This is a genomic window from Psychrobacter raelei (genome assembly GCF_022631235.3).
Lineage (GTDB): Bacteria > Pseudomonadota > Gammaproteobacteria > Pseudomonadales > Moraxellaceae > Psychrobacter > Psychrobacter raelei.
This window is the reverse complement of the sequence record NZ_CP093310.2, coordinates 2,096,119-2,122,116: the sequence shown is the minus strand read 5'-3', so window position 1 is coordinate 2,122,116 and position 25,998 is coordinate 2,096,119. Positions and strand designations below refer to the sequence as shown.

Here is a 25,998-nt window from a genome sequence, read left to right as displayed (position 1 = left end):
GAGGGCCACAACCCATAATAAAGCTCGCTTACGACAAGTGACGCAGTGAAATAATAAAAAAAGGATAAAATAAGTATGGCGCCGCATCAAACCCAAAAAGTAGACAAAAGTTTTTATATTGCCACCAGCAATCTGCTTAATTTTGCCCTGCCCAATCGCACTTATTACGCTAATATGGGCGCCTATAGTCAGAGTGAGTATCAGCGTAAGCTTAATGGATTGCATCAGTTATTACGAAATGCCAAAGCAGATATTTATGCATTTCAAGAAGTGTGGGACGAAAAGGCATTACAAGACTTGGCAGTAAAATTAGGATTTGAGCCGTCACAAGTGCTGGCGCCCATGGCAAGTAATGAGCCCTCGAGCCAATTAACCCAAGGCAAAGGGGCACAGGACACACCTGCACTGGGTATTATTTCCAAATTCAACGTGATTGACTGGCAATTGCTCACCGATTTTGATCCTTTGGCTGTGGTGGATATTCCTGACCAAGGCTTGTATAAAAGCTTCAATCGTCCACCTTTGGTCGTGACTTTAGACGTCTACGGTCAACCGATTACGGTCATTACTGCTCATCTAAAAAGTAAGCGTCCACAGTATATCCGTGATGAAGCGGGCGGGCGAGTTGAGGATTACAATGACCCCTTGCTGCGAGTACGGGCTAAGCTTAGAAGCTTATGCATGCGTGCAGCAGAGGCAGCCGCACTTAGATTATTTATGATTGATAAGCTGCACAATACTCGTCATCCCCTCATTTTGTTGGGTGATATGAATGATGTGACTGATAGTGTGACTACTCAGCTACTGGCTGAGACCAGCGAAGTGATTTATGATAAGAGTATGCGTGATGTGGCTTTGTTTGATGCGGCACGCGTACAGACCAGTTATGGCTGGATGCGGGATGTGGCTTATACACATCTATACCAAGGCATGCCAGAGGTAATCGACCAGCTGTTTGTCTCAGAGGAGTTTTTGGTCGATGGTAAGTTTTCACTGGGTGAGGTGGAGCGAGTTGATTACTTTAATGATCATCTCAAGCAAGACTATCAAGACAGGTATTCTGACCACGGTATTGTACGTGCAAAAATAAAACTGCTTTAACAACAATAAATAGCTGTAAATAGTTAGCAACAGTGGAATAGATCCTCATGTCGTATTATTAACGTTATGCTTAATAAGTCATAGTAGGCATTTGTGTGAGTATAAATAGCATAACCCTATATTTACTGGGGTGTTACAATAAAATACACAATGAGAGATTAGTGGTCTTATTCACCTACCAAGAGACTTAGAGCGTGTTATGACAGAAAGAAGTAGCGACTTGATTAAAGATGTCCTCGTTGACTCTGAATTGGCAAAAAATATCGTGCCAAATAAATTTAAGCACACCAGCAAGCAAGGTCGGGCACGCCGGCAAAAACTGCTAATGGCAGCAAAAAAATTGAGTGAAACACGTGATATTCAGGACATCAGCTTAGCCGATGTTTGTGAAAAAGCCGGCATCCCTCGTGCTTCGGCTTACCACTTTTTTCCGAATGTAGAATCTATCTTTTTGGCCCTAAGGTTCTTAAGCTATATAGAAACCTTCAAGGCCTTAGAAAAAATAGAAGTGCATGATTTCAAGCGCTGGGAAGACTATTTGGCTCAAGTTATTAGACAGTCAGGGCAAGTGTTTAATAACGATGTGACTAAGAACAAACTGATGTACGGAGCAAATGCCCCTGAGTTTCAGGACCATGATTATGATGAACGAATCGATATCAACATGGTCGGTATGATTGTGGGCAAATTATCAGACTATTATGATATGTCTAGTTTTGAGGATATAGATGACTTGTTCTTAATCGTTTATGGCATTATTCATAGCATATTTTCCTTATCATTTAAGCAATTTGATGAAATCACGGCTGAGATGTGTGAGGAAACGATAAAGGCTTCAGTGGCTTATTTACGCTGTTACTTACCTGAGCATTTGCCACGCAGATAGCTGTCTTGATTGATATAATGCTTTGACTTCCTCCCCTCGCTAAAGTGAGGGGATTCCTACAACTAGACGGTCAAGCCCGACCGCAAGGATGTTCTTAGCAGCATTGATATCTCTATCATGCCATGTGCCACACTCAGCACACCTCCATCCTCTTATTCCAAGACCTGCTCTACCTTTTGGACTACTATCACTTATTTTAAGGCAGTGCGAACAGGTTTGGGTAGTGTAACTCTCATTCACTATCTCAAACTGACAACCTGCATACTTGCATTTATATTCCAGTTGTCTTTTGAGTTCAAACCATCCTGCATCGTATGTTGATTTAGCTAGGTTGGTCATCGAATTAGTGAATGAGCGTGATTTAACATCACCAACCACAATTAAAGCATTGCTCTGCACTAACTTGGTGGTGAATTTATGAATTAAGTCTAATCTTGTGTTTTTGATTTTGGCGTGGATTGCCTTTACCCGGCTTTTATTGTTTGCTCGTTGAGCAACAGCGAGCTTTTTCGCCCACTTTTGCGTTTGCTTGATTGTCAGCTTGTCACCGTTTGAGGTGGTAGCAGACTGCTTTAAGCCTAAGTCAATACCAACGCTGCCTTTGCCACTTGCTTGTCTAGGATAGTCTTTGACGGTAATACAGGCATACCAGCGATTACGGCTGTCTTGCACTATCTCAAGCGTATTGATTTGATACAAAGACAAATTGTAGCTATCGAATACGTCTATGATTACCTTTTGACCTTTACAGAGCGATAGCTGTATGGTTGATTTCAGTGCCTTTTTGCCTGTCTGTCTTGTATGTAGATACTTGATAGCAGACTTTTTAAAAGGTATCCAACCTAAGCTTTTTCGTTTGGCATCGGGTTGGTTGGTTCGCCAATTAAGTTTGGCTTTTTTAAACTGCTTACGAGATTTGGCATGAGTTTCGTTGATGGCTTGCAAAGTTTGCGAGTGCAAGCCTAAATACTCTCCACTGCCTTTGGTGTATTGGCTTAAATCATAGGCCCAAAAGTACTTACCTGTGCGTCTTAAATGCTCAAAGCTTAACGCATTAACATAGTTCCACGCATAGTTAACACTCCCAGCTAGTTTGTTTAGCTGGTTTGCATGTTTGTCTTTGATGCGTAGCTTGAGGGTTTTCATAGGGTTAGTATGGCGAGGTTAATTTTAACTTGCAATACTTTAAGTACTAATCACGACAGTGTGTGTCGCATTATATCCACCCCCTGAAGTGGGTGGTTTTACGGCGACCGGTGATAAAAAAACCACCCGCTTAAGCGAGTGGTTTTTTTGATAAAAGGGTAACGAGGTGAAAGGGATTATTTCCAGGTGTAGGTTAGTGAGGTAAAGAAGTTGGTGCCGTCTTCATTATAACGAGTCCCATAGGTATCAATTGACGTATACTCTTTATTAAATAAGTTATTAATCTGTGAGTTAATGGTCAAATTAGGGGATACATAATAGTTTGCGCTTAAGTTAACAAGATTAGCATGTTGCATTTTAGTCCCTAGTCTGGTTGGGCCATACCACTCACCATCAAGCGCATAGCGCTTACCAATATGCTGCACTTCTGCACGAACATCAAATTCTGAATTTCTGTAGCCTGCGTATACCAACCCCTTATGCTTTGGGCGAAACTTAATTTGTTCACCTTTGTAATCACCAGAAAGGTTCTTAGCATCTTGGTAGTCGTAGTTCATTCCAAAGATATACTGATTTACGATCCAGTCAGAAACCAGAGTTATGCCTTTAATACGTGCCTTATCAATGTTACCCATTCTCCAGTTATTGCCACCATCATAGTCAATTAGGTCTTCTACATCTGAGTAATAGCCTGTCAAACGAGTTTTGTGATGGTCATCACTCTTCTCAATAAAAACTTCGTAGTTATCAGAGGTCTCTGGCTTTAAGTTAGGGTTACCGCTAAAGTTATCGTACATTGTATCTAAGGACGGCGCTCTAAAACCCGTTGAAAAAGAAGCACCAGCGCGAAGCTCAGGGCTAAATTTATATGCGCCTCCAACATTATAGGTGGTCTCTGACCCAAACTGAGAGTTATCATCATAGCGCACATTAGCTTGTGCATCAAACTGATCGGTATTTAGCAAATAGCCTGTAAAAATACTCTTTATTTTACGTTCATGTGACCCAGCATATAAGCTAGTATCTGCTTCCTGTCTTAACCATTCTGCACCACCAGTCAAAGTGCCCATATTAGTAGGGTAAGTTAACTGCAAGTTAGCTTGTTTATCTTTTGTGTCAAAGAAACTGCCATTAGGTGAGTTTTTATCGAAATTGACTCTTTTGTCCGTACTTTCACCATATTGAAGTTTGGTATTTAAACCCTTATTTTCTATATCTACAAAAGTATTAAATACATAATTTTTATTGTCTTGGTTTGCATCTATAAAAGTAGAACCAGAGTCGTATTCTGTATTTGATTTAGCATATATGCCATTTGCACCAATAGTCACAGCATCGTTAAGCTTATGCTGCATAGATAAGCTGAAATTGTTAGAATTAAAACCATCATCATCTTTATAAGCATCACCGCCTGATTTTATAGCATCAATCCCTTTAGTTTGATTACGGCTAGCTGCTAAGCTTAAGCTACTGCCTTTTTCATTACGCATCTGAGCTGAAGCGCCATACAGATAGTGGTCATTACTACCAGCACCAGCGGTTACCGAGAATTGATTTTGATCAACATTTTGACCTTTGGTAAAGATCTGAATAACACCGCCAACAGCATCCGCACCATAGATACTAGAACCAGAAGCACCATACAAAATCTCTATACGATCGATTTGGTCTACAGGAAATACTTCAAGAGCAGCACGCCCTGTAGAAGCTGCATTGTAGCGAATGCCATCAATCAGTACTAAAATACTTTGGCTATCATAGCCACGCAGATAAAAACTGCTTTTTGTTCCCATGCCACCACTTTGATAGTAACTAAAGCCCGGCTGACGCTTTAAAACATCAAGCACTGTTTGGCCTTTATAAGTACTTAACTCTTGGCTATCAATAACACGAGTTTGGGCAATGGTGTTATTCACAGCAGTCGGTGTGCGGGTTGCAGTAACCGTAATCGCTGGAAAATTTATTCTAGGCTGCTCAGCATCCACATCCCCTTGATTTTGAGCGGCCATAGCAGGCATACAAACTGCAAGAGCAGACACTATAGTCAAAGCTTTTGGGGTCAAGTTAGAAGATGCCAAAGCGGTAACAACACTGCGATACAAAGGGCTGTAAGAGGTTTTCATGTCTGGTTCCAATCGTTTAAATAAAATAACACTTAAGAAATAATGTGGCTATTATCCCGTATCTAATTAAAAAATAAACAACAATTAAGCGATTTTTACTCATGTTTTGATTAGTAATACTCAACTTGTCATTAAAATAGGCGTGTTTACCCGTCATACGGTCTTAATACATTGTCTTTTTTAGTGTTGTTGCCACCTAATTTTATTTAGAAGACACTGACCGTTACTTATCACTGGTTCAGGTCATGTTAAAATTGCCCAAACAATTTTTTATACCTCTATAACTGAGGCCCAAGTATTAGGCTATAAACCATGCTTTTTTTTGAGAAACGTGATATTTCCAGCTCAGCTAACTCAGTCAGCCTGCAGCCTATGAAGCTGCTCAGTGTAACCCTGGGGATAATATTGGCACTTATCCTATCCCTACTGTCGGTGACTGCGACAGCAGCTGATGAAGCCAGTGATACGGCCCCGAGCGCAGAAGAAGTCGTTGACCCTTTTGGTCGACAGACGCCGCGCAGCACAGTGCAAGGCTTCATTAAGTCATTAGCCGAAAACAATGCGTCATTAGCCGCTAATTATCTAAGCTTAGATGCCGGAGAGAACTCGGTAGAGGCCGTGCGTCAGGTAAAGCTTGCATTAGACATGGGGGGACGCCTAGACGCTGAGCTGCAGATTAATAACACCCCTTCGGGTAATTTTGCCGATCAGTTGCCACCGACCTTAGAGAAGGTGGGCACCATTACCGCTCAAGATCAGGTGATTGATATTGTACTGGCAAGAAAGACTTCAGAGCATGGCAATCAGTACTGGCAGATCTCTAATGAGACGTTGCAGGCCATAAAAAAATCAGATATTTCAGCCAATCCCTCAATCATTGATAAGTACACGCTCAAGCCGCTGCAAGATAAAATGATTGGTGGTTATAACTTGGCCGATATCTTTGCGGTGTTTTTGTTGGCGTTATTCTGTATAGCCGCCTCATATGTGTTCTTCGCTGTGTTGTATTTTATTTTTAAAGTTTTCTATCCCAAAGTACGTAATAAGCCACTACCGATAGATATTAAGTTTGTGTTACCACTGGCCTTGGTCATGACCTCGCTGATTTTATATGAGGTGATGGTGTATGCTGGGGTTTCGGTAACAGTGCGAGAGCCGGTGAACCGTATTAAGGATATTGTGGGCTGGTTTGCCTCAACGTGGCTACTGCTCAGAGTGGTCGATGCCATTTTCAGTCGTGCAGAGCGTCAAAGTTATAAGCGCAATCAGACTGAACGCGTATCGATTTTAAGCTTACTGCACAAAATTATTAAGACAGTGCTGTTAATATTAGCCTGTATCTTCATTTTTGGTAATTTAGGTTTTGATTTAACCACTGGGATTGCAGCACTGGGGGTCGGTGGTTTGGCCTTGGCCCTAGGTGCGCAAAAGATGATTGAAAACTTGGTCGGTAGTGTGGTGGTGGTAGCAGACCAGCCAGTGCGTGTCGGTGACTATTGTAAGTTTGGTTCGCTAGAAGGCACGGTCGTAGACATCGGTATTCGCTCCACTCGACTGCGCACCTTAAACCGTACCATTGTGACAGTGCCCAACGGCGAGTTTTCCTCTATGTCGATTGAAAACTTTGCCTCCCGTGATATGTTTCACTTTTTGCATAATATTTATATTAAACGCGATGTGGCGGCCTCCACGTTGGAGAAGTTTTTAAAAGAGATGGAGGAGTTCTTAGTTAACCATGAGGTCACCAACTCTGAATGGACCCAGGTAAGAATTTCAGAGCTGCGTCAGGACTCTATGGTGATAGAATTCCGTGCCTATATTTATGCCAGCGGCGCTGATGAGTTTTATGACAAACAGACTCAGTTGCTAATTGAAATCTTAAAAGAGATAGAAACGTATCCTGTTGAGCATGCGTTAGCCACGCAAAAAATGATTGTAGAGTCCTCTGATGCTAATAAAGATAACGCATCATCTAAAGACAGCCCCACTGCTGCTCTTCAAAGTCATCATGATACAGAAGAGTAGTTGCCAACCACATGGCACAAAAAAAGCCACGATTGTAGATAGTGGCTTTTTTAATGCTTAACATTTGTAGCGTAAAGCGCTAAGGCTGTATGACAAAAAATAGCTTGTTGCTAGAGCGTTAGTCTTGTGATTTATTTTTCTTTAATAACACCAGTACAGCGCCATTGCCACCATCTTTTGGCGGAGCTGAGCAAAAGCCTAGAACTTCGGGTAATTGGCGTAGCCAGCCGTTAACGCAAGTTTTTAGAACCGCATCAGTACCTTTACCATGGACGATTTTTACTACAGATTCATTATTGCTACGTGCCTGCGTAATCAAGGTAGTCATGGCTTCACGCGCCTCATCAATAGTACAGCCGTGCACGTCTACAGCATCATACCAGCGTAATTTGCCTTGTTTTAACTGAGTGAAGACTTTGTTTTGTAGCGTTGGGGTTTTATAAATAAGATAAGAGTCGCTGCTCACAGGGTTTAATAGTGCCTGCATGTCTGACAATCCCGCTTCTAACTTTTCAGAGTCAGCGCCTTGAGCCGCTGCACGCTTTGATAACGTGGCTGCGTCAGGTTTGGTTGATTTGGGCTTGGCCACATCCGATAAGGTGTTGTTGTCTTTGATGGGCTGAACACCTGCCATGGCCTGCATAAACAGCACTTTGTCATCATCGACATGAGCGCTGTCTAATTGCTTAACGGTTTTTTCGACCTGTTTTTTGGTCGGTAGGGTCACAGGATCAGTGGGTTTTTCATTCTCAGGATCGCTAGGAGAGGTAGCACGGCCTTTGCTAAGTTCGCTTTTTAGCTCTTTGAGCTGGTCTTGCATCTCTTTTGAAAATAATGAATTTGCCATAGTAATAGGTACCACTTATATTAAATGAATTTAGAAGGTTATCGCTCTTATAGTGAGCTGAGTAGGGCGGCTAGGGTGTCGCCCGGATGCTCAGTTTTCATAAACTGCTCGCCAATTAAAAAGCAGTTTATGTGATGAGTGAGCATTAGCTGCATATCCTCAGTGCTATGAATGCCACTTTCGGTCACCAACAGCTGAGGTTTGGCTGACTGATTATCAAGGAATTCTTTGAGTTTTATGGAGGTTTGTAGATCAGTATTAAAGGTGTTTAAATCGCGGTTATTGATGCCATAAATATTGTGCTCAGACGCCGGTAGCTTTAGGGCGCGCTCTAGCTCATGAAGGGTATGCACTTCGATAAGGACATCCATGCTAAGCTTGCAGGCCAACTCATGTAGATGATGTAATTGCTTGTCATCTAAGCAGGCAACAATTAACAAAATACAGTCAGCGCCCAGTAGGTAGGACTGATAAATCTGATACTCATCAATCATAAAGTCTTTGCGAAGTACGGGTAAGCCACAAGCGGCTTTGGCCTGTTGTAAGTAGCTGTTATGGCCTTGAAAATACTGCTCATCAGTCAGTACAGACAGACAGGCAGCGCCAGCTTGCTCATATTGCTTAGCGACTCGGCTAGGATCAAAGTTAGGTGAGATAATCCCCTTTGATGGTGACGCCTTTTTGACCTCAGCAATGATGCCTGGCACGCCAGCGCTTTGCTTGGCCAATAACGCTTGGGCAAAACCGCGGCGAGGGGCCTCTTGAGAGGCAGCAAGCTGCTCAGCCTCAGCTCTAATCGCAGGCAGCGCTTGTTGTGCTTTGGCACTGGCCACTTCAGACTCTTTGGTCAGCACAATTTTTTTTAGGATTGAGGGGATGGCATCATGCGTCATATTGGGCTCGTAGGGTTATCAATAATGAATTTAGCAAAAACTAGCGATCAAAGGTTTGGGTATATTCAGCCAATGCCTGCATTTTTTGCAGGGCTTTACCGCTTTGGAGGATGTTTTGGGCTTGATTTACCCCATTAGGGAAGTTACTGGCCAATCCGGCGACATAGATAGCAGCGCCTGCGTTTAAGGCAATCATGTCACGCGCTTTATTGACCTTGTTTTGGGCAATACCAAAGTCATTGGTCTCTTTACCAGATAGCGCGGCTTGTATCAGTTGCAGGCTTTGTTCAGAAGAGTTGACGTCAAGTCCGACTAAGGTCTGAGAGTCAATACCGGCATCTTCTGGGAAGATGTCATACACGGTAACCTCACCGTCTTTTAATTCGGCCACTTTGGTACTGGTTGCCAGGCTGATTTCATCCAGTCTATCTTTTGAGCCGACCACCATCACATGCTTGGCGCCTAAGTTTTTGAATACGTGTGCTAAAGGCTCACACATATTATCAGTAAATACCCCAACCACTAAGTTTTTGACCCCAGCTGGGTTGGTCAGCGGGCCTAGAATATTAAATATGGTTCGTACTTTTAAAGCTCGGCGTACGGGAATGGCATGCTTCATCGCCGTATGGTGATTGGGTGCAAACAAAAAGCCGATGCCTTGAGTCTCAATACATTCGCGCGTTTGCTCTGGGGTGATGTTCAGATTAAGACCTACCTGCTCCAGTAAATCTGAGCTACCAGATTTTGATGATACTCCGCGGTTACCATGTTTGGCGACAGTCGCACCTGCAGCAGCGGCCACGAATGCTGAGGCAGTAGAGACGTTAAATAAGTTACTGCCATCGCCTCCCGTACCAACAATATCGACCATATTTGTGCGGTTTTTTGGTTCAATTTTTTTGGCAAAATCAAGCATCACACTGGCAGAGGCAGTAATCTCATCAATAGACTCACTCTTCATATTAAGCCCTGTAAGTAGGGCGCCTAGCATGGCATCAGGGCAACGACCATCCATAATAATGGTCATAATTTGACGCATCTCTTGTTGCGTTAGATCAATACGTCTGAGTATGCGGGCTAAGGCTGTGGTGAGAATGTCATGAACTTGATCATCAGTCAGCTCAGCGGTAGATAAGGCGGTATTTGGCATAAGTTCGAACACTATGTTGGGATAAGGAATAAAGGGGTGGGTGTTATTTATTATACACAATCAAGCTTATGATGTTAGCTTGGTAATAAATTGTGCTGCATCAAAAAGTTATTAAACAGCTGCAGTCCGGCTTCACTTAAGATAGACTCAGGGTGAAACTGTACCCCCTCGATGGGCAGCTGCGTATGACGAATGGCCATAATCTCACTGATTGGCTCATTAGGGTGTATGCTTTGTGTCCAAGCGCTGACCTTAAGAGTATCAGGCAAGCTGCTTTTGTCAACAATCAGTGAATGATATCGGGTAAAGATGCTAGGATTATCCAAGCCTTCAAATACCCCTTTTTGATCATGATGTACCTGTGAGATACGGCCATGCATCACTTGTGGCGCGTGTATGACACGGGCACCAAAGGCTTGCGCGATGGCCTGATGTCCTAGGCACACCCCAAGTAGGGGCAGCTTATCGGCGAAGTGTTTGATAGACGGCAGTGTAATACCGGCATCATCTGGTGTGCCAGGGCCAGGTCCAAAGACAATTGCTTGCGGCTGTAAAGCATGAATATCAGCCAAACTTACCTGATCGTTTTTACAAACCCTAACCTTGGCGCCTAATTGCTGTAAATACTGAACAATATTATAAGTAAAGCTATCGTAGTTATCTAAAAGCAAAATCATAAATTATTATCACAAAAGTTATCGCGCCTATGAATAACAGATAGGACTGGCAATGATAAACGGAAAAAAGCAGCTGCTTAAGCTAACTGCCTTATACATAGTGCCCAATTATACCCAAACATCACGCCGTGATAAGGGCTTATGTTGCAAATATAAAAGCAAGCTTTAACGCTGGCGTCAATCGGTAATTAAACCTTGAGCTATCGGGTGTGCCCATAAACCTAGATATTGCACCAAAATTATAAAATTTAATATATTATGCACAATAAAGGTGCGTTAATATGCCATATTTTGCCCCAATTTGGTTTATGAATGTTTTTAGACGCACATTTTATGGCGTAAATGCGCTAAACTTGCTTTAAATATAGCGGTTTTTGGGGCATTTTGAGCCAGAACAAAAATATTGCGCCACTTTTTAACCTTTTTTTGAAAATCTGGCATGTCAGTTGCAACAGTTCAGGTGCAACAGTTAGGTCATGAAAGCAGCAATGCTAAAAATGCCAAAATAAAGTGAACACACCAAAAACCAGTTGATCTTTAAATTTTGGCTATGATTTTAAATTACTGTCACCTATACTGAATTTTGATAAAATGAAAATGATGTGCCGCTTGCCTAACTAACTAAAAAAGCTAAGTACAGCATAATAAGTTCAAATCAAGTGCAGCTAATATCACTACCACAACCGAGTTCTTAGTAACCAATTAATGGAGAGACATATAATGTCAAACAAACTATTCGATCTAATCAAAGAGTCTAATGCCAAGTGGGTAGACTTCCGTTTTACTGATACGATCGGTAAAGAGCAGCACATCAGCTATCCTGCCTCAAGCATCGATGAAGATGTTCTTGAAGATGGTAAAATGTTTGATGGATCATCTGTTGCTGGCTGGAAAGGCATTGAAGCTTCTGACATGATTTTGCGTCCTGATCCAGAGACCGCATTTATCGACCCATTCTTTGATGCGACAACCGTTGTGGTAACTTGTGACATCATTGAGCCTACCACCATGCAAGGCTATGACCGTGACCCTCGTTCAATCGCTCGCCGTGCTGAAGAGTATCTAAAATCAACTGGCATCGGTGATACGGCTTTCTTTGGTCCTGAGCCAGAGTTTTTCGTATTTGATGACGTTAAATGGTCTATTGATATGTCAGGCGCGCGCCACCGTATCACAGCAGAAGAAGCAGCTTGGTCAACGGATAATGAATACGATTGGGGCAACATGGGTCACCGTCCACGTGTAAAAGGCGGTTATTTCCCAGTACCTCCAGTAGATAGCTCACAAGACTTGCGCTCAGTGATGTGTCAACGTTTAGAAGACATTATGGGCCCAGACCGTGTTGAGGTTCATCACCATGAAGTGGCCTCTTGCCAATCAGAAATCGGTGTGTCATTTAACACCATGGTTCGTAAAGCGGACGAAGTACAGCAATTCAAATATGTGGTACATAACGTAGCGCACCAGTTTGGTAAAACAGCGACCTTTATGCCAAAACCAATCGTTGGTGATAACGGCTCAGGTATGCACGTGCATATGTCAATCTCTAAAGATGGCGTAAATACTTTTGCTGGTGACGAGTATGCCGGTCTTTCAGAAACAGCGCTTTATTATATCGGTGGTATCATTAAGCATGCTCGCGCCCTTAACGCGATTGTTAACCCATCGACTAACAGCTATAAGCGTCTAGTACCTCATTACGAAGCGCCAATCATGCTTGCTTACTCAGCGCGTAACCGTTCAGCGTCTATCCGTATCCCATACGTCAGCTCACCAAAAGGTGTGCGTGTAGAAGCTCGCTTCCCTGATCCAACCGCTAACCCATATTTAGCATTTGCTGCTTTATTAATGGCCGGCCTTGATGGTATCCAAAATAAAATCCATCCTGGCGATGCTGCGGATAAAAACTTGTATGATTTACCTCCAGAAGAAGAAGGTTCAATCCCAACTGTGGCCGAAAACTTAGAAGTCGCGCTACAAGCACTAAAAGATGACCATGACTTCTTACTAAAAGGTGATGTGTTCACTAAAGATATGCTAGATGCGTTTATCGAGTTAAAGACTGAAGAAGTACGTCGTCTAAATACCACTGTGCATCCAGTAGAATTTGATATGTACTACAGCCTATAATCTTCAAAGATTTAGGTTAAAATAAAAAATCCCAGCACATGTGCTGGGATTTTTTTTGATAAATAAAGCGTCTTAAATATTTATCTCATAAATGGGATAAGCTCAATGGTACCATTGGCAGTAACAGCCACACGTGAGTTGCCGCCCTCAAAGCTTTGAGCAGGCACGCCCGCTTTAGCAGACGCATCACGCATCATCATCATCGGACGCGGGTTATAGCCACTGTTGGTATTAATAGATACGTTAATAACTTGATAGCCACTCATGCCCCACGTTTCTGCCAATGATTTGGCTTGCTCTTTAAATTGTAAAGAAGCTTTTTTGATCAGCTCTTTTTCAAGCTCCTTTTGTTTTTTCTCAGAGACACCAAATTGAAGGTTTTGTACCACTAAGTTTTCTTGTAAGTTAGCCACAAGCTCACTGGTCTTAGCAAAGTCATTGCTCTTTAAATCAACGCTTACAGTGCCTGTCCAGCCAACAATTTTACCGTCATCATTGTACTTTGGATAAGTGTTTTGTTGACCGGTAGTGGCTGTCACTGTGGGGTAGCGCTTAGCAATACTTAGTGCCTGATTGATGGCTGTATTTAGCTGGGTTGCCAATTGCTTAGGGGTGCTTGCTTGAGCCTGTTTATATAAAGTGGCGGTTACTTCATCATTTTCTACTTCTTGATTGGCTTCTACATTAAAGCTAATTTGGTTGTAACCTGTCGGCTCTGCTTGTGCGCCTTGAGCAAAAGCTGCAGCACAGCCAATAATTGATAGTAGGCCTACTTTAGATAATGATTTTGATAGTAAATTAGACATGAATTTATCCTTTTAATTGTGTTTGTTAGTGTTGTTAATATAATTAAGTTTTGATAGGATTTAACAAAGGCTTAGCGCTTTAAATAAGCTTATAGTAGCTAAGATAACTGGATAATATCATGTTACATGTTTGCAGTAAGTGCAATCGATGTGAAAATTGTTACGCAATACTTTGGGTTTAGATAGAGGTGTAAATGCTTTTTTAGCGTCCTTTCGACCTAGATTTCAAATGACAATCTCTTGGGCGAACAATCTGTATTAACAGCAAAGTTTGCTGCGCATAAATTTGTGAATATACTTGAAAATATTGAAAGTTTAGGTATAATACGTGCTTGGTGGCTCCATTGGTAGCCTCGCAACTTTGTACTACGAACCCCGCCAGGACCGGAAGGTAGCAACGGTAGTAGATACAGGGTGTGCCGAGGATGTGCTAGTGGGGCCATCTTTTTTTTGTTCAAAATTTGATAAAGCTTACCAATATTACTAATTGCTTTATACCATAAGGCCTGACACGGTGACGTGTCAGGCTTTTTTTTTATTTTTTATACCGTTTTAGACAAGTGCTCGGGTTTCTTATGCAGTAAGGTAGGCCATAAAAAGCAACCAAGTTTTTCACCCTTGCACGTTATAATACCAACAACAGCTTATGGCGCTCCATTCAACTAAAAATTATAAGGATATCTTTTATGAAAGCAGAAATTATTGCAGTAGGCACAGAGATATTACTTGGCCAAATAGTCAATACCAATGCTCAGTATATGGCTGAAGTACTGGCCGATTTAGGTGTCGATGTATATTTTCAAGGGGTCGTAGGCGATAATATGGCGCGGATCCAAGAGGCGCTAAAAATTGCCAGTGAGCGCTCAGACTTAGTGGTATGCTGCGGTGGTCTAGGTCCCACAGAAGATGATTTAACCAAAGATGCCGTGGCTGAATTTACTGGTGCTAAGCTTGTGATAGATAAAGAGGCTGAAGCAAAAATCATGCAGCTGTTCAAAGACGGCAGTGAGTCGCTCATCACCGCTAATAAAAGACAGGCTAATACCATTGAGGGTAGTCATTTATTAAAAAATGAAGTGGGTCTGGCCGTGGGTTTTGTGCATCAGTACAACGCAACCTATTATGCAGTGATACCAGGGCCACCTCGAGAGATGGCGTATATGTTTGAGCATGAGCTGAAGCCATGGCTCGATCAGTTACTGGGTGAGCGCCGTAAACTGTATTCAAAGTACTTGAAATTTGGCGGTATCGGCGAGTCGGCTGTAGAGGATAGACTCAAGGACTTAATTAGTAGCCAAGGCAAAGTGTCTTTGGCGCCTTATGCGGGCATTGGTGAGATAACCGTGCGTTTGAGTGTGAAGGCTAATAGTGCAGAGGAGGCCGAGCATGACTTTGCGCCTACCGTGCAACGTATAAAACAGCGCTTAGCTGAGCACTTATATAGTGAGCAAAATGAAAGCTTAGAGCAGACATTAAGCCGTCATAACCTCAAAGATTTTGGTGTTTTGGAGGTGAATACCAATGCTTATCTGAGTCATAGGCTACTTAGCTGCGATGATGAGCATGATAATGTGACACTAAGTGTGACCAAGTTTGCTGCACCGCCGTTAACTGAGCCTATGGTAAATGAGCAGTTCATGCAGTTTATTGAGGATCATCAGCTGGCTAATGCCATCGGTTTATTCCACTGCCATGACTTGCCGGCCACGCAAGTTGCCTCAGGTAGAAGTGCTAAGAGGTTTTATATCGCTTTGTGCATTGATGGCAACATATCTATTATTGAACGTGAGCTTATTGGGGACAGACAAGCGGTACATATTAGAGCCGCGAAAACGGCCATATATCTGTTTTTAAAGCACTGGCTATAAATAACTATTATTAAATTAAAATGGCTTGTTTAAATAGTCAGGCAATACCAACCGTGGGTTTTTATACCAACAATAATACCAACATTTATTTTTGAAATCGGCTTACTTTAAATAGGCTCAAAAAAAGCTTGTCACAAATTGGTGGCAAGCTTTTTTATTTAGGGAGCTTATATTTATTAGCCTAATTGAGTTACTATGAAATAAACTATAGTTCCTAAGTAGTTGCCAATAACATAGCCTACAGTTCCTATTACCATGATAGGTCCAACTAGCTTAGTCCATCCTCGGCTTATTGCTAAAGCGGCAGCTGTAGTAGGACCTCCGATATTAGCGTTACAAGCTAAAACTACTTCTTCAATATTAAATTTAAAGATTTTACCAACACCCATAGTTATTATCAGGTTGACTAAAGCAACGATAAGCACGAATACAAATAATAAAGGAGCATTAGTTATAATTAATCCTATAGATGCAGGGATACCAATCACTATAAAAAATAGGTAAATACAGTAAGTCCCCAGCTCCTGACTACCATTTAATTTTTCAAATGAACTTTTACATAAAGATACAATAATAAATGTAATTGTGGTAAGTAATAAGTATTTATCTGTAATTAAGTTTATGATTAAATCCATAAAAATATTATCACTATCTCCTAATAGGACCTTCAAAAAAGCAGAAAATTTAAAAGAAATCAAAACTATTACCATGGATGCAGCCAAGTTAATTGCTATGTCTTTTAAAGAAATTAAGTTGGGTTTCCAATAAGCTTCAGATAGGGTTTGAGATTTTGATGTGCTAAGATCATTTTCTACAGCATCAGTATGGGGGGAACCCCAAACACGCCTTACAAATGGCATACTTGCTATAGCAATTAACACTAAGAAATAGGTAGCCATCATCATGTTATCTGCAACAATCGTTGCAGCATTTATACTTTCTGTTGGCGCTAGTTTAGCAGACATAGCTGCATAGTTGACACCACCTCCACTATAAGAAGCTGAGATCATGCCGCTAATCTTATCTAACTCGGGTATATAATTACGTAATACCAGAAACCCCAATACGGCGCCGACCATTGTCGCCATGGAAGATACTAGAAAAAGTAATAAAAGCTTCCAACTTTCCTTTACTAAGGATTGTAGGTTAGTATTAAATAAGAGAAGAGGAATGGCTAGTGGAACTATATAACCCCAAACGATATCATAAGTGGGGGCATCAGTAGGTATAATATTAAGGTTCGACGCAGCTATCGCGATTAATAGTGCTATAACTGCTCCAGGCACTTTACTAGCCCATTTAAAACGCTGCTCGATGAAAATTGCTGATGTAGCAGCTACCATAACGAATGTCCATAATGCTAAGTGGTCATTCGGATCAATTAAAGTTTGCATATTGTTCCTCCTTAAACATAATCAAACTATCTTAATGTACGGTTTTTAAAATATTTAAATGTTAGCTTTGCTTACACTAGCATAAAAGGCGCTTTTCTGTTTATTGTAACGGGCCCATAATTGGTTACCATAATCAAAGTGCCACCATTCAGAAGGCAGGTTGCTAAATCCAGAGTTAATCATTGCCCAAAAAAGCAGTCGACGATAATAGCAAGCAGGATGGTCAGGTAATTTTTCATAAAAACTAGTATAGGAACGTTCGCTTGGCTCATCAAAACCAGAGCCCATATTAATCCAACTCCCTGTTTCTATATCAAATAAAGTAACATCTATAGAGCCACCAGTTGAATGAGGGCTTATAAAGTCCGGATTTGCAGGAGCCACAAATTTTAGCAAAAGTTCATTACGTTCACTCAAGCTAAGTTGCGGATATTGAAGATCAATAATATTACCAACTTGTCGTTGAAGCTCTAGCTGTACTGCTTTTGGTCTCCAAGCATCCAATACTATAATTCCTAGGTTTTCTGGAAGCAATTGAGCTGCTTGATGTAGTTTTTTTATTACGGAAAAACGTGCAGCACAGAAGTCTATGGAGTTAGGCACTTCTTGATGAAAATAAAAAGGGTAAGTTTTAATCTTTTCATCATTGGAAATAATATGTAAATCCTCGGAACAGTCAATTACATCTACAGACTGTAAATCTTGCCATTCATACTCAGCCATTAAAGGTATAACATCTAACATCATAGCCATTATCCAATGTATATTTGATGAGGAATTAAAACAGTGTAGTTGATATACAGATCCAATTCAATTATCACCGCTATATGGTTTAATTTAGAGCATCATATTAACTTCTTATATTAAATATATTAATGAGCATGTAGTAGGCTTTGCTAGAAGAATATATTTAAATAGGCTCAAAAAAAGCTTGTCACAAATTGGTGGCAAGCTTTTTTTGGGTGCAGATTAATGAGACCACATTTATTGTGATAAGCGGGTTAGCAAGACAGCTTTGTTATTTTAAAGCTTCACAAGCAATGCCATCTTTATCGCGATCCAAGGATTGATAGCCGGGCTTTTTGGCATCAAAATAAGCCTGTGCTTCTCTTTGCGATTTGAAGTCAGAACACTTAACCCGAGCGGCTTGAGCAGGAAGACTGCTGGCAATCAAAACCAGCGAAATAGTGGTCAATAACAATTTTTTCATGATGATCTCCTCATGATAAGAGTAGGTATCTATGTCTATGAGCTCATTTTATCAAAGATAAAAAAATAGGGCATTACTGGTAAGTTATAACCCTATTCCTAAAATGGATATATAAGCTTTAGGCATAAAAAAAACTTGCCACAATGAATGTGACAAGCTTTTCTAGTGTTTGGTGGAGATGGCGGGAGTTGAACCCGCTACGAGCTTATACAGTCTGACGCAATCCGACAAGAAGCCTTGAAACATAAGGCTTTTGATTTTTGGTTGTCAGATTACATCGGACTGTTTGACGTGATAGCACGTCAAAAATCACGTCACAGACTAATCCGTCCTAAGCTTACTCATCTCAATCTTATTTTTATCACCATGAATCCAGCGGCCGTATCTTTTCATAAGCATCTGAATACTGTGGCCTAGTTGATTAGCAACAAACACTGGATTCACTCCGTCCATCAACAGCATAGTAGCATAGGTGTGCCTGGCGTTATATGCTGGGCGCTTTCTAATGCGACACGCTTCCATAGCTCTACTGATTCTTAGTCGTGGCGGTTTCTCGTTAAAGAAAGGCTGGCTAGTTTCCGGACATATCATCACATAGTCATCATCAAGCCTTAATGCCTGTAGTGCTTCAAACGCTGCCTTGCTTCTGTCATTCAGATATACTTCGCGCACAGTATGAGTTTTAGTAACGCTTTTCTCAACACCACGAACCCTCGTTTTATTGATGATAATAGACCCATTAAACCAGTCTATATCTGACCACCTCAGAGCAAGCAATTCACTGGGTCGGCACCCCGTCCAAAACGCTACTTCAAAATACCAATAATAAAAATGATCTTTGCCTTCCAGATTCTTGTCAAGCCAAGTTAATAAAGCATTCATCTCATCTCTGTTGAATGGGTCCGGCAACCCCGTCTGCACTTTCTTGTTATTGATGTCAGACATAGGGTTGTAGCTTTGGTCAATCAACTTCATTTCAACCGCTTTATCAAAAACTCCGCGAAGTGGTACCAAGCAATTATTTAAGGTCTTATCAGTTTTAAAACCCCTGTCGGCAATAGCATCTTTAATCTGGTCACTGGTGATTTCATCAATACGAGACAAGGCAAAGTAGGGCATCCAGTGCTTATTGAGAGCTGATAAGTAATCTTTCTTAGAGTCAGTATTGGCTTCGCAGTGCTTAAGATACTTTTGTGCGACTTCTTGGAAAAGAACGCCGCTAGTAACTATCGATTCAGCTTGATAACCCTTGGCGGCATTGATGTCGGCATCGGTTAAGATGCCCCATTCGGCTTTTGTTGCTAATTCAGCTCTAATTTTAGAGGCTGCAGCGATACCTTCCGCAGTCGGCGGGTGTGGGAGCGTGATGTTGTACCGCTGTTTGCGTCGCTCAAAGTAGATTTGGATACTGCCGGTGCGGATTCGCACTCCTGTTGGCAGTTTTTTGCTTGTTGATTTAGCCATTTGTTAAATCCAGTTACTGAGTAATAGATTCGATTGTCAACTTTAACCCAGACTTCACCTTGCTTCCAACTATCTTTTCGTAAATCATAAAACCGACTTCTGGGTATGCCGGTCAACTCTTCGAACTTTGGGGCGCTTACCCAGTCAATCTCGACTACAGCGACATTATCATCTGACATCTTTAGATCCTCCGTTTATTTCATCAATTGAATAAACCCACGGTGCCATGTTGTCTTCATAGTGTTCGTTAACAAATTCTTTGGCGCTATCAATACAAGTAAATCCACCGCAATGATCAGTGTGGTTATCTGCTAAGCGGGTTTTTTTAACTAAATACTTGCCATTAACGTCATCCAATATCACATATAAGTGAGTAGGGCCTTTGGCAACAATGCGAGTATCGTCAAAGGGGTTTGCATTCTGATAACGCCACTGTAGAGGCCTGACTGGCAGTTCATCTCGCTGGCGTCTATTGAGCACACCAGCTGTTTGAATCATCGATTCTCTAATTAAGTTCATGCTAATACTCCAAACATATCTAATTGATAATCTGCTTTTGCAGGTTTGGCACTTCGCTTAACCGGTGCCAGGTCCTTGCAGAAATGCTCTCTGCAATACTCAAACACGTCAGCAACCGTTGTACTGCTATCCATGATTTCAGCGATTTGATCTCCGCTTAAATGAGTCAAATCTTTCAGGCATCGACCATTTTTGTAGATAGTTACAAATGAAAACCGACTACCTAAAAACACCATTATTTTTTCTTGCATTAAGTGCCTGTCGTCTTCATGAGTAAACCAAACAGCCTTTTCCCATTGTTGGCCAATATTAGAGTAGCGGCTTTTTTCTACTTCGCATCTGTATCTATTCACAACTATCTCCTCGTGGTGGTTCAGGTAGTGGTTGCCAGTGGGTTATCATGTGAGCATCAATCCAAAAGTCACTGACAATAGACCAGTACCAATCACCTTTTATGCCCCAGTCGTCGTTTTGATTGCTTGTCGGTGCTCTGCCTGCTACATAAGTAGCATCACCTTTGATTAATACTCTTTTGTGCATATCAGGCAACCTGTCTTTGACACTAATCCAGTTGTTCATCACGAGCTCCTAAAATCCAGCCACTATCAGTGTTATTTGCCATCCACTCTTTATACTCAGCGTCTAGCCACACTTCAAAATCGTCATAATCACTAAAATCACCGTCTTGGTAGCCAAGCTCCTCAAGCGTAAATTTTTCTTCGACTTCTGACTGCGCTATATTTGTTGCTATAAAAAAAGAAACTACCATGTCGCCTGTTATGCTCTTAAGTTCACTCATCACTACCTCCCACAAAGACACTAATCCAATTTCTCATCTTTCACCTCAATTTTGATCTAAGTTGCTGTTAACTTAAGTGAGCCAATTGGTCGACTGTGCGCGATTATGCGCCCAATTGGCTCACTTAAGCAGACTGCTTACGGCAGTCACTCGGATTTAGAATTTACTCGCATACGAGATTCGCCTTCGGCTTTTCTGCCTCTTACTATTACGGTATGCCGGAGGGTCGTTATCCGTCCTCATTCCCTCAATGGCTTCTTAGCTACAAACCAGCTAGTGCGGAGCCAGAATCTTAATTATGGGGCTTAACATGAGAGCTCTAACTTCCGCCTCTCCCGTCTTGCAATTCTTGCCAATTCATCGCTTATACGCTTGTCACGCTCAATGGCTTTGCGCTGATTATTGATAGCCCTTTCCGGATCAATAGAGCCGTAGTTTTTTCTTGAAACTTTACCTGTTAAGCTTTCAGCTTGTTTTTCTGGGTGCTCAGCAAGCCAGGCTTCGACAAGTTCAACTGGTATGCTGGGCTTGCGTGGCAGTGATTGATTTGTTTGTATTAGCATGACTCAATCTCCGTTATCTCGTTGCCGTTATTGTCAACTGGTACGGCGAACTCAGCAACGGATTCGTCAGCTAATCTAAACCAGTCACTAATTACACCAGAGACTACACCTACTTTAGGTGGGTCATTTCTTCTAGCTTTATCTTCATTAATGTTGCTTACTAAACAAAGCACGTACTTCTGCTTTTCTAACAGCTTCCTAGTCAATTCGCTGCCTCGTAACGGCAATTCAGGTACTGCATCTTCTCCGTACAGTGTAACTAAGGCTTGACGGTTCTCAGGGGTGGCATAAAATACACTTGGAAGCTTAGACTCAACACTATTTCTACCGTAACTCGCATAACTGTTATTTTTCGTCTCAATTGCAAGTGAATCACCGGCATCTGGATCTACCCTGATAACGGAAGCAAGTTTTATTTCCGAATAATACTCGTCGACCTCAAAAACCAAATCACCTGCTTTGAATTCATCCTTCATATCAATCTTCCTTAAACAAAGCCAAGCTGCTGTTAACAGCTCGGCTGGCTCGACTAACTAGTTCCTTTAGACGCTCTTCGTTGTCAGCCATACTCGCAAGTTCTTGTTCGAGCGCACAAACCCTAAACTCTAGCTCATCTATCTCATAAGATAGATCATGATTTTCATCTTGTAATTTTCTGAGTTGTCCGGACTCTTCAGGATTTAAGTTACGCTCCAGCCGGCAGGCTAAAGCGTAAGCTAGTGAGTCATAACCTTCATCTAATGCGAGTGCTATCAATTCAAATTCAGATGCATTAGCGAATCGGCGGTTCATTAACAGATCCATGATTAACCCTCAGCACCAATTTCTTCAGCGATCATGTCTAGCGTGTCGCTAAGTAGCTGTAAATCAGGCTGTGCAAAGTCACCAGACTTGTCTTCAATTACACCGCGCATACGCTCAACATCATCTAACGACTGGCATGATTTGATGTTATTCATAAGATTGGCGTACTCAAGCTCCAGCTTTTTATCTTTCCAAGTTTTACGTAGAGCTGCCAAGTCATCATTTTTGATGTTGATATCTGCATCTTCAGACATGGCTTTAATTTCTTTGCCGATACCATTAATTTGCTCTAAGTCCTCAGCTTGGCCAATGAGGTTGATTAATTGAGTGGTATCAAAGTACTCAATAGCCGGTGCTTCAACTATTGCCGCCTTTGCTTTGACACGCTCAAGTAGGGCAGAGGCACCGGCGTTTTTGGTCTTAACCGGCTTGGCTGGAGTAACGTCAATCGCACGATCTTTCTCTTCTTCAGTGATGCCAAAGCCACTTAGCACGTCAGCGAACTTGTCACGTAGAGCGTAAGCACGTGCACGGTTTTTCATCATGCGCTTGGGGTACTGAGTCCAGGGACCTTGTTTCCCAGCCAACCCTGCTTTTTTAGCGTCTTGCATACTAAAAGTTACGCTGTGTGGCTCTTGGCCAATTCGCTTAACAGTGACCGTTGCATATTCATCGGTGACTTCTTCAGTGATATCTTCAAGCATTCCTGAGCTTTGGCAGATGGCCACAACAGCATCACCCCAGATGGTAGGACGGCCATTAACTACAGCGATGTTTTGAAGTGATTGCAGGGGTTTTAAGCCAATCTCGCTACCCATCTGCATGGCGATTAAAATATCAGCCGGTTTACCTTTGAAGTTCTTGGGCACCATTTCAGATGCTGCTAACATTTCGCTAAACTGCCAGGCTTCTTGATAGTTTTGAGGATTGATAAAACCAGATGATTGAGTTTGTTGAGGTAAGTTATTCATTGTTTTGTTCCTTATTTAATTGGCTTTCTAGTTTTGTTAATTCTTGATATTCGGTTTCTGTAATTGCATCGCCCAGAGCCATTCTTGCGCCCTTAGCCATGTCAATTGCATCAACGTCTAAACACCAAATATCTTGATTGTCATATATTTCATAAAACTTATTTAAGGCTTGACGGGCTGCGTCTTTATTTTCTAAAAACACTTGGCCTGCCAACGTCCCAACGAATGACAATGGACGGTATCTATCGGCCCATTGCTGTGAAACTCTTTTGTTTTCTACTTCAAGCTCTTTTATTCGTGCAAGCATACAGTTGGCTATAATGATTAAATCTTCTTTGGGCATGGCTCCAAAATTATTCATCACTTAACCCTCATCACACGGCTGGCTGACTGTTTGACGTACTTGGCAGCAAGTTCAGGCATATCTTTTTTAAAGCTATTGCTATCAAATCGATTACTGACCTGAGCCTTATATGTCACTGCAATATCACCATCGATTGCCAAGGCTTCATTGTCACCAATCGTGCAAATAAGCTTGGTTTGAGCGGCTTCAATCTGCTTTTTAAGTAGCTTTTCAGCTTCTTTAAGCTCAACGTATTCGTTAAAGACTTTGGCTCCTTCGCTATCAATATTCACATCAACCACAGTATCAGGGTTGTGAGTGGGGTACTTATTCTTAGCGTTCTGTAGAGTAGTCGCTTCAGGTGCCACCCCAGCCAAAACATTGTTAACCCAAAAGTCTTCGGCCACTTCAAACAGCACATCGATTAACTCTTGATTGCGCTCGATGCGATACTGACGGTACTTGTTACCACCGATTAACACGGCCATGTAGCAAACTTGGGTATCAGTCACGCCCATATACCACTGTGCTTGACACATATACTGATCAGGTACTTGATCAGACTCTTCATCACCCCAGTCTTTAGCGACGTACTCAGATGCTGTCTTAATCTCTAAGATAGTATCGGTAGTAAGCTTGCCGTCTTTAAACCTAACGTTGCCGCTAATCTCTGGATTGATAACAGCGCGGTCAATGTTGGCAACTGCAAATTTATGGACCGGATGACGCATCATGAAGTTAACGTTTTGGGTTTTAAGGTCGTTACGCTTGGCGAATTCGGTAGCGACTACTGGTTCTAAGGTGGTGCCCCAGTAAGCAGGTTCGCCGGCGGTATCTTCAACCGGCTGCGTTTTGCTGACATAAACATCGTAAGCGGTAGCGTAGGGGTTAACACCCATGATTGCGCTGATATCAGAGCCACCGATACCGGTTTGACGAGCCGTTAGCCATTCTTCACGGCTCATGTTTTTGGTGCTAAGCGCAAGGTTTGATGCGTACTTTTTAAAGCTTTCTAAGATTGCTAAATTACTCATAATCTTTTGCCTCCATTAAGGACATTTCGTAGTCGTAGTTATCGATGTACTCTTCCTGACTGCTTTGTTCTTTGTCTAGCGCAAGCAGCGCTACATGGGTTGAGCAGCCGCCTATAACGGCTGCCAATAAGACTGTAGCTAATGCTTTCATCATGCTGACACCTCTTCAATAACCTTTACATCAAACTTAATTTGTCGCTTTAAGCGTCTAGTAACAAAGCTTCTGGCTTCCATTTCAGTTGATGCTTGATAGCGTTCAACTACGTAATGGCCGTTGTCGTAATAACCTAATTCGTAAGTTTTCATAGCCACCCTTAACCGTACAAAAAATCAGAATTTGTGAAACCAAGTAAGCTCATACTGTCGCGCTCATCTTGTGGCTCTTCACCCCATAGCATTGGCTCGATTTGGTCACGCATGATGTTGAAGATCTCGTCAGTGATTTCGAACTGCATTGGCTCTTCACCATCTTTTAATGCTTCAATAACTTCCAGCTTTTGGATATTGCCGTGTTCATCTGAGACGAAGGCCACCTTGATAAGGTCCCAGCCTTGCTCAAAATGAAAGTTGCCGGTTTTTTTGCGATAACCTTCGTTAATTTCATAGTCATAACCCGTGTCCAACTTGAGTTTTTCTAAAATTGCTGTCATAATGTCCTCGCTTATAGTAAGTAGCCCCTTTTGATGTAGTAGTCGGAGGGGCTTTTTTGTGGGTGTTATTTAGTGATTTATTCCCATTACTTCATAGCAATTCCTGCAAAAAACAGATTCCTCGGTTTTATCTTCTGGATTGCAAAATGTGTATTCCAAAATTCCGCAGTGGGGACATTTGAAAAAATAAGCTGTCCTTTCTGTAAATTCATTTAGGTTCAGTTTTAATTTCTCACTCATATCTATCTCCTTTGATAATCTCTAGCAGCTCTTTTAACTCTTCTCTTCTCTTGCTGTTAAGTTGAGTTACGTCCGGCTCTGTTGGGAGCTTTAAGACAAGGCCTAATAGGTCTATCTCATCTTCAATTGCAGTAAGAACTAGACTTCTAACTCTTCGGTACGCGAGTAATGCCTTCTCGTCTTGGTTGTTCATATCTTTCTCCTTTGGTTAACACACAATAGCCACCTACTCGAAGTGGCTATAATTTGCTAGCCGTTTAATCTATGTTTTTAAGTAGTCACCGGCTTTATCGTCTAAAGCCTGTTTGTCTTGCTGATGTGTATAATTTAGCACATGCTAATAATTTAGCAAGTG

Annotated in this window: 30 protein-coding genes, 1 other RNA gene and 1 pseudogene; 6 read left to right on the top strand and 26 right to left on the bottom strand. The window is 41.8% G+C overall.

Annotation, left to right across the window (positions count from 1 at the left end; translation table 11 throughout):
- The first annotated feature begins 75 nt into the window (after positions 1 to 75).
- Both MN210_RS08960 and MN210_RS08955 read left to right on the top strand, forming a co-directional pair.
- Positions 76 to 1,101: an endonuclease/exonuclease/phosphatase family protein gene (locus tag MN210_RS08960; RefSeq protein ID WP_338412084.1), complete on the top strand. Its 1,026-nt coding sequence runs from the start codon at positions 76 to 78 to the stop codon at positions 1,099 to 1,101.
- A gap of 199 nt (positions 1,102 to 1,300) precedes the next feature.
- Complete coding sequence (locus MN210_RS08955) at positions 1,301 to 1,987, top strand: TetR/AcrR family transcriptional regulator (RefSeq protein ID WP_155587044.1); 687 nt, start codon at positions 1,301 to 1,303, stop codon at positions 1,985 to 1,987.
- Between the two features lie 39 nt (positions 1,988 to 2,026).
- Here MN210_RS08955 and MN210_RS08950 read toward each other — a convergent pair whose 3' ends face one another.
- Both MN210_RS08950 and MN210_RS08945 read right to left on the bottom strand, forming a co-directional pair.
- Positions 2,027 to 3,133 carry an RNA-guided endonuclease InsQ/TnpB family protein gene (locus MN210_RS08950; RefSeq protein WP_338412083.1) on the bottom strand — a complete coding sequence of 369 codons (1,107 nt, stop codon included), beginning with the start codon at positions 3,131 to 3,133 and terminating at the stop codon, positions 2,027 to 2,029.
- A 176-nt stretch (positions 3,134 to 3,309) separates the two neighbouring features.
- Complete coding sequence (locus tag MN210_RS08945; RefSeq protein WP_338412082.1) at positions 3,310 to 5,118, bottom strand: TonB-dependent receptor domain-containing protein; 1,809 nt, start codon at positions 5,116 to 5,118, stop codon at positions 3,310 to 3,312.
- Positions 5,119 to 5,568: 450 nt separating this feature from the next.
- On the opposite strand from MN210_RS08945, the gene MN210_RS08940 reads away from it, so the two are divergent.
- On the top strand, positions 5,569 to 7,281 hold the full coding sequence (locus MN210_RS08940; RefSeq protein ID WP_201543442.1) for a mechanosensitive ion channel family protein: 1,713 nt from the start codon (positions 5,569 to 5,571) through the stop codon (positions 7,279 to 7,281).
- Positions 7,282 to 7,399: 118 nt separating this feature from the next.
- Here MN210_RS08940 and MN210_RS08935 read toward each other — a convergent pair whose 3' ends face one another.
- From MN210_RS08935 to MN210_RS08920, 4 genes are all read right to left on the bottom strand, one after another.
- The gene (locus MN210_RS08935) at positions 7,400 to 8,128 is read right to left on the bottom strand and encodes a Smr/MutS family protein (RefSeq protein ID WP_241878313.1); all 729 of its coding nucleotides are present in this window, start codon (positions 8,126 to 8,128) and stop codon (positions 7,400 to 7,402) included.
- 47 nt (positions 8,129 to 8,175) lie between these two features.
- Positions 8,176 to 9,021: an indole-3-glycerol phosphate synthase TrpC gene (gene trpC / locus MN210_RS08930; protein ID WP_155587041.1), complete on the bottom strand. Its 846-nt coding sequence runs from the start codon at positions 9,019 to 9,021 to the stop codon at positions 8,176 to 8,178.
- A gap of 40 nt (positions 9,022 to 9,061) precedes the next feature.
- On the bottom strand, positions 9,062 to 10,171 hold the full coding sequence (gene trpD / locus MN210_RS08925; protein WP_338412081.1) for an anthranilate phosphoribosyltransferase: 1,110 nt from the start codon (positions 10,169 to 10,171) through the stop codon (positions 9,062 to 9,064).
- Between the two features lie 74 nt (positions 10,172 to 10,245).
- On the bottom strand, positions 10,246 to 10,848 hold the full coding sequence (locus MN210_RS08920) for a glutamine amidotransferase-related protein (RefSeq protein ID WP_011960864.1): 603 nt from the start codon (positions 10,846 to 10,848) through the stop codon (positions 10,246 to 10,248).
- A gap of 720 nt (positions 10,849 to 11,568) precedes the next feature.
- On the opposite strand from MN210_RS08920, the gene glnA reads away from it, so the two are divergent.
- Positions 11,569 to 12,978, top strand: a complete 1,410-nt coding sequence (gene glnA / locus MN210_RS08915; protein ID WP_011960863.1) for a type I glutamate--ammonia ligase — start codon at positions 11,569 to 11,571, stop codon at positions 12,976 to 12,978.
- A gap of 80 nt (positions 12,979 to 13,058) precedes the next feature.
- On the opposite strand, the gene MN210_RS08910 is transcribed toward glnA, so the two are convergent.
- Positions 13,059 to 13,784, bottom strand: coding sequence for an SIMPL domain-containing protein (locus MN210_RS08910; RefSeq protein WP_011960862.1), 726 nt, complete (start codon positions 13,782 to 13,784; stop codon positions 13,059 to 13,061).
- A gap of 342 nt (positions 13,785 to 14,126) precedes the next feature.
- Between MN210_RS08910 and ffs the strand changes: the two genes are divergently transcribed.
- An RNA gene (ffs, locus tag MN210_RS08905) (signal recognition particle sRNA small type) lies at positions 14,127 to 14,223 on the top strand.
- 247 nt (positions 14,224 to 14,470) lie between these two features.
- Positions 14,471 to 15,652 carry a CinA family nicotinamide mononucleotide deamidase-related protein gene (locus MN210_RS08900; protein WP_155587038.1) on the top strand — a complete coding sequence of 394 codons (1,182 nt, stop codon included), beginning with the start codon at positions 14,471 to 14,473 and terminating at the stop codon, positions 15,650 to 15,652.
- A gap of 176 nt (positions 15,653 to 15,828) precedes the next feature.
- Here MN210_RS08900 and MN210_RS08895 read toward each other — a convergent pair whose 3' ends face one another.
- The 19 genes and pseudogenes from MN210_RS08895 to MN210_RS08810 all read right to left on the bottom strand — a co-directional run bounded on the left by MN210_RS08895 (position 15,829) and on the right by MN210_RS08810 (position 25,836).
- Complete coding sequence (locus MN210_RS08895; RefSeq protein WP_338412080.1) at positions 15,829 to 17,046, bottom strand: DUF819 family protein; 1,218 nt, start codon at positions 17,044 to 17,046, stop codon at positions 15,829 to 15,831.
- A gap of 54 nt (positions 17,047 to 17,100) precedes the next feature.
- Entirely contained in the window at positions 17,101 to 17,793 is a 693-nt protein-coding gene (locus MN210_RS08890; RefSeq protein ID WP_338412079.1) for a M15 family metallopeptidase, read from the bottom strand.
- A gap of 271 nt (positions 17,794 to 18,064) precedes the next feature.
- Positions 18,065 to 18,256 carry an excalibur calcium-binding domain-containing protein gene (locus tag MN210_RS08885; RefSeq protein ID WP_110816765.1) on the bottom strand — a complete coding sequence of 64 codons (192 nt, stop codon included), beginning with the start codon at positions 18,254 to 18,256 and terminating at the stop codon, positions 18,065 to 18,067.
- 321 nt (positions 18,257 to 18,577) lie between these two features.
- A complete protein-coding gene (locus MN210_RS08880; protein WP_241878305.1) occupies positions 18,578 to 19,720 on the bottom strand; it encodes a site-specific integrase in 1,143 nt (380 codons plus the stop codon).
- Positions 19,721 to 19,764: 44 nt separating this feature from the next.
- Positions 19,765 to 19,899 (bottom strand): annotated as a pseudogene (locus tag MN210_RS13335) (hypothetical protein); the annotation flags it as partial.
- Complete coding sequence (locus tag MN210_RS08875) at positions 19,889 to 20,239, bottom strand: hypothetical protein (protein WP_338412078.1); 351 nt, start codon at positions 20,237 to 20,239, stop codon at positions 19,889 to 19,891. The gene MN210_RS08875 and the pseudogene MN210_RS13335, both read right to left, overlap by 11 nt.
- Positions 20,236 to 20,592 carry a hypothetical protein gene (locus MN210_RS08870; protein WP_241878303.1) on the bottom strand — a complete coding sequence of 119 codons (357 nt, stop codon included), beginning with the start codon at positions 20,590 to 20,592 and terminating at the stop codon, positions 20,236 to 20,238. Before MN210_RS08870 ends, MN210_RS08875 begins: the two co-directional genes overlap by 4 nt.
- Positions 20,585 to 20,818, bottom strand: coding sequence for a DUF551 domain-containing protein (locus MN210_RS08865; RefSeq protein ID WP_241878302.1), 234 nt, complete (start codon positions 20,816 to 20,818; stop codon positions 20,585 to 20,587). The genes MN210_RS08870 and MN210_RS08865 overlap by 8 nt, the downstream gene beginning before the upstream one ends.
- Positions 20,802 to 21,038, bottom strand: coding sequence for a hypothetical protein (locus MN210_RS08860; RefSeq protein ID WP_338412077.1), 237 nt, complete (start codon positions 21,036 to 21,038; stop codon positions 20,802 to 20,804). Before MN210_RS08860 ends, MN210_RS08865 begins: the two co-directional genes overlap by 17 nt.
- A 305-nt stretch (positions 21,039 to 21,343) precedes the next feature.
- On the bottom strand, positions 21,344 to 21,601 hold the full coding sequence (locus MN210_RS08855; protein ID WP_241878301.1) for a hypothetical protein: 258 nt from the start codon (positions 21,599 to 21,601) through the stop codon (positions 21,344 to 21,346).
- Positions 21,595 to 22,077, bottom strand: a complete 483-nt coding sequence (locus MN210_RS08850) for a hypothetical protein (protein ID WP_338412076.1) — start codon at positions 22,075 to 22,077, stop codon at positions 21,595 to 21,597. The genes MN210_RS08855 and MN210_RS08850 overlap by 7 nt, the downstream gene beginning before the upstream one ends.
- Position 22,078: 1 nt before the next feature.
- The gene (locus MN210_RS08845; RefSeq protein WP_241878299.1) at positions 22,079 to 22,393 is read right to left on the bottom strand and encodes a hypothetical protein; all 315 of its coding nucleotides are present in this window, start codon (positions 22,391 to 22,393) and stop codon (positions 22,079 to 22,081) included.
- 14 nt (positions 22,394 to 22,407) lie between these two features.
- Positions 22,408 to 23,376, bottom strand: a complete 969-nt coding sequence (locus MN210_RS08840) for a transcriptional regulator (RefSeq protein WP_338412075.1) — start codon at positions 23,374 to 23,376, stop codon at positions 22,408 to 22,410.
- A complete protein-coding gene (locus MN210_RS08835) occupies positions 23,369 to 23,737 on the bottom strand; it encodes a hypothetical protein (protein ID WP_338412074.1) in 369 nt (122 codons plus the stop codon). The genes MN210_RS08840 and MN210_RS08835 overlap by 8 nt, the downstream gene beginning before the upstream one ends.
- Entirely contained in the window at positions 23,737 to 24,753 is a 1,017-nt protein-coding gene (locus MN210_RS08830) for a YqaJ viral recombinase family nuclease (RefSeq protein WP_338412073.1), read from the bottom strand. Before MN210_RS08830 ends, MN210_RS08835 begins: the two co-directional genes overlap by 1 nt.
- A complete protein-coding gene (locus tag MN210_RS08825) occupies positions 24,746 to 24,907 on the bottom strand; it encodes a hypothetical protein (protein ID WP_241878295.1) in 162 nt (53 codons plus the stop codon). Before MN210_RS08825 ends, MN210_RS08830 begins: the two co-directional genes overlap by 8 nt.
- Positions 24,904 to 25,059, bottom strand: coding sequence for a hypothetical protein (locus MN210_RS08820; protein ID WP_201529643.1), 156 nt, complete (start codon positions 25,057 to 25,059; stop codon positions 24,904 to 24,906). Before MN210_RS08820 ends, MN210_RS08825 begins: the two co-directional genes overlap by 4 nt.
- Positions 25,060 to 25,067: 8 nt before the next feature.
- Positions 25,068 to 25,403 (bottom strand): hypothetical protein, encoded by a 336-nt coding sequence (locus MN210_RS08815; protein WP_338412072.1) that lies wholly within the window; start codon positions 25,401 to 25,403, stop codon positions 25,068 to 25,070.
- Between the two features lie 232 nt (positions 25,404 to 25,635).
- Positions 25,636 to 25,836: a hypothetical protein gene (locus tag MN210_RS08810; protein ID WP_241878293.1), complete on the bottom strand. Its 201-nt coding sequence runs from the start codon at positions 25,834 to 25,836 to the stop codon at positions 25,636 to 25,638.
- Positions 25,837 to 25,998: the final 162 nt, after the last annotated feature.